We start from the raw sequence: 3,239 nt of genomic DNA, 5'->3' as shown, positions 1-3,239 counted from the left end.
GATGATTGTTATATTTTTTCATGGTTTTTAAGCAATATAATACCTTCTTAACACCAAGTGTACAAGTAAAAGAAGACATCTTAATCGATGTCTTCTTTTCTTATACAATAACAACACAATAAAATTAAGTTGATTCAAGCTGCAGGATGCTACCTTGATATGATAATAAAGAATACATCATCACATTGTCAGCAAGCAAAAGTGTATTCTGCATTTCTGAAAACAGTAGATGGCAGATTGTGACCTGCTGAATCTGCTAAAAAAGAATATACAAGCACATCCTTAACATCATCTTTATTTCCACTAATGATGACATCAAGAAAATCTTCTATGTGGAATTCTGGCGTAAACAACACAATCTTAGTTGTTCTGTTTGGTTCTAAAGAAACAAAAGTACGAGAGATTTCAACTAATTCATTTTGAGCTGGAAAAGAAGTGTTTGGACTTCTCTTAACAGTTACCGTTACATTACTAGTATGGCAGCGTGAATCATTGTTTAACATAATGTTGAGAGCAGTTGGAATAATCCCATTTTCAGAAACTGGAACTCGAAACACTCCAGTAGATTTATGAGCCATATAATCACATCCTTTCAAAATAAAATATATTTACAATATATTAGATGCAAGAAACGTTCATTTTGATAGGGACAAATTATATGATTAATATATCTATAATAACCCTTGGTATTACTAAGACAATGATTTAAAAGATTAACAAATATCGTGAGAACCAATCGAATGTATATGAAAAGAAAAAAGAATAAGGCGCCTAAAAGATTTCCTATTTTGAGCCAATAATGAGACATTATGTTAATCTTATATGTATAGTTGCACAAAATTGAGAAACTTAAGGAGACAGATCAATTTTATGAGAAAATCATTCATATTACTTACTTTCATTCTAGTTTTATTCAGTGTTACGGCTGCTTGCACACAAGATAAAAAAGATAGTGCCGTGGAAAATGGTCCAATAGAAGAACCAACCGCAAAAAATGAAAATGAAGAATTAATAAATTTTGAAGAAAAAGAAGATATGAGCCGCTTGGAACAAGGTATTTTATTAGTTGGTGAGAGTGTTAAGGGAGGCTATTACTTGAGCGCTGTTCATAGTGCATATTTAAATGATAGCAACGATTCCGTCGTTGTTAATGTCTCTGTAAAAAATGTACGAGGTCAAACGATTGGACTATCAGAATTAAAATATAACTTAAAAGATGAAAAAGACGGAAAAACTTATGAAGGAAAGGTGCTTGACCAAAACCCTTCTAATATACAAGTTAAACCAAATGAAACGGTAGAATTAAAAATAGCTTTTGAAGTACCAAGTACCGCAGATGAATATATGTTTTATATTGAAAGCTCTTTAGATCCTCTAGGAGCACACTGGAAAATCGATAAGCTGCAATCACAAAAAAACTAAGTCTCAAATAAGCAAAAAGCAATGAAAAAATTTGATATAGATACAAATGAATAATATATAAACATAAAACCATCGATTTAATGAATCGTTGGTTTTTTTTTCAAAAAATGCTCCATTAAAAACTAGGAGACAAAAAAACTAATCCCTAAAAGAGATTAGTTCAATAAATCCAGAGTTATTATTATATTACATAGTTTTATGAGCAAACGTTATATAATGTTGTGTGGGATACATAACCTGTCATCCCTTTATAAGTAACTTTTAACCACTGTTTAGAATTACTATAATGCCCTTGAACATACTCACCTGTTACCCATGTGCCAGTAATTTTCTGACCACTAGTAAATGTATGTAAGACAGGTGATCCCACAGTGTAACCACTGCGCATCTTTGCACCATATGTACCTACCGTACCTCCCTTTGCACAAGCTGCTACTACTGTTTCATTTTCAGTAGTATTCGTAGCCGCGAAAGCAGAGCCGTTAAATGTAAATAAAGTAAACATAAAAGCTGTTAATAAAGTACAAATAGATAAGCGACGTAACAAAATAAATTCCCCCTTTTTTTATAATTTATTTCTTCACAAACGATTATCTTAAATATTCTAACTATTTTCAATATATTAATGTTGAGAAATATTAGTTGTATTTTTGAAATAAGATTTTATCAAAAATATTAACAAACTCATATTTTACAGTGAGAGCGCGAAAGTAGTCTTCTACCAACTATATAAAAGTCCCTCCAACTTAAGGCAAAGGGACTTTCTCATTCCTATTTCAAACTACCCGCAATCTCCGTAAAGATAACTCCAAGTGCATGTGCACCTGCATTTGGATAGCCTAAGCTTCTTTCACAAACTGTACCAGCGCGGCCCATGCGAGCTACGATTTCCTTCGTATACTCTGCTCCTTTTTCAAAGGCAATTTTCACTATGTTTAAAATATATGAACACATAAATTCATTTACGTTTTACGAAAATAAAATTGTATTGTTTAGAATTTCAATGTTAATCAATTTGAAACTTTATGAGTTAATTAAATGTGATATTTAAAGAAGGAATTTGTGATGAAGTATTCACATGATGGAATTAATGTCAAAAAACAAAAAACTCTAACTAATTCGTCATGGCGATTTAGTTAGAGTTTTTTTGTTTGAAGTATTCACGAGTATCTACCCTTATCTTTTCAGGTAAAACAATATCAAGTTCTTTATCTAACCATGCAAGAGTCTTTTTACGAAGAAACTCACGCATATGTTCTTCCGCTTCAAGCATTACTAAGTTAATTGTACAAGAAGAATTGCTAGGTTCACAAGAATTGCAAGCCTCGGCCTCATCTCGATATAGTAGACCATTCTGTACAATATTTTTACATTGAAAAATAGGTTTTGGACCTTCGACAGCTTCTATTACATCCCAAAAAGAAATATCTTCTGGAGACTTAGCTAACCTATACCCTCCCTTTACACCTGGGACAGAACTTACAATGTCAGCTTTAGATAATTTACCGAAAACTTTTGAGAGAAATGTTTCAGAAAGCCCTTGGAACTCTGCCAAATCTTTTATTCCGACACTTTCCTTAGAAGGAGTGTTAATTAAATAAACTAGGCAATGCAAGGCATATTCAACCCCAACACTATACTGCATATACAAATCACCTGCTTTTTATTTTAAGGGTTATCAAATTGTATCTTAGGACCATTTAGAATTTTAGTCAAATAAAGTGAAACTTTAATCAGTGGGGGTTGTCTTCATCCCCCACTGATTATTAGTTGAACCAATCGGACTTTTATGGGCAGTTGATCCCCCACCTAACTTC

At 32.4% G+C, this 3,239-nt stretch carries 5 protein-coding genes; 1 reads left to right on the top strand and 4 read right to left on the bottom strand.

Annotated elements, in window-relative coordinates; all coding sequences use genetic code 11:
- Window positions 1-188: 188 nt before the first annotated feature.
- Complete coding sequence (locus tag KI369_RS24925; RefSeq protein WP_212957955.1) at window positions 189-578, bottom strand: hypothetical protein; 390 nt, start codon at window positions 576-578, stop codon at window positions 189-191.
- Between the two features lie 292 nt (window positions 579-870).
- Here KI369_RS24925 and KI369_RS24920 point away from each other — a divergent pair, with 292 nt between their 5' ends.
- Window positions 871-1,422 (top strand): DUF4352 domain-containing protein, encoded by a 552-nt coding sequence (locus KI369_RS24920; RefSeq protein ID WP_212957953.1) that lies wholly within the window; start codon window positions 871-873, stop codon window positions 1,420-1,422.
- Window positions 1,423-1,618: 196 nt separating this feature from the next.
- Here the strand turns inward: KI369_RS24920 and KI369_RS24915 are convergent, their stop codons facing one another.
- The 3 genes from KI369_RS24915 to KI369_RS24905 all read right to left on the bottom strand — a co-directional run bounded on the left by KI369_RS24915 (window position 1,619) and on the right by KI369_RS24905 (window position 3,067).
- Window positions 1,619-1,969 carry an SH3 domain-containing protein gene (locus KI369_RS24915; RefSeq protein ID WP_000946187.1) on the bottom strand — a complete coding sequence of 117 codons (351 nt, stop codon included), beginning with the start codon at window positions 1,967-1,969 and terminating at the stop codon, window positions 1,619-1,621.
- 224 nt (window positions 1,970-2,193) lie between these two features.
- Entirely contained in the window at window positions 2,194-2,376 is a 183-nt protein-coding gene (locus KI369_RS24910; protein ID WP_212957951.1) for a DAK2 domain-containing protein, read from the bottom strand.
- 178 nt (window positions 2,377-2,554) lie between these two features.
- On the bottom strand, window positions 2,555-3,067 hold the full coding sequence (locus KI369_RS24905) for an RrF2 family transcriptional regulator (protein WP_212957949.1): 513 nt from the start codon (window positions 3,065-3,067) through the stop codon (window positions 2,555-2,557).
- Window positions 3,068-3,239: the final 172 nt, after the last annotated feature.

The sequence above is a fragment of the Bacillus sanguinis genome (assembly GCF_018332475.1).
In the GTDB taxonomy this organism is placed as follows: Bacteria; Bacillota; Bacilli; order Bacillales; family Bacillaceae_G; genus Bacillus_A; species Bacillus_A sanguinis.
Note: the sequence above shows the minus strand (reverse complement) of the source record. Positions and strands in the feature narration are given on the sequence as shown.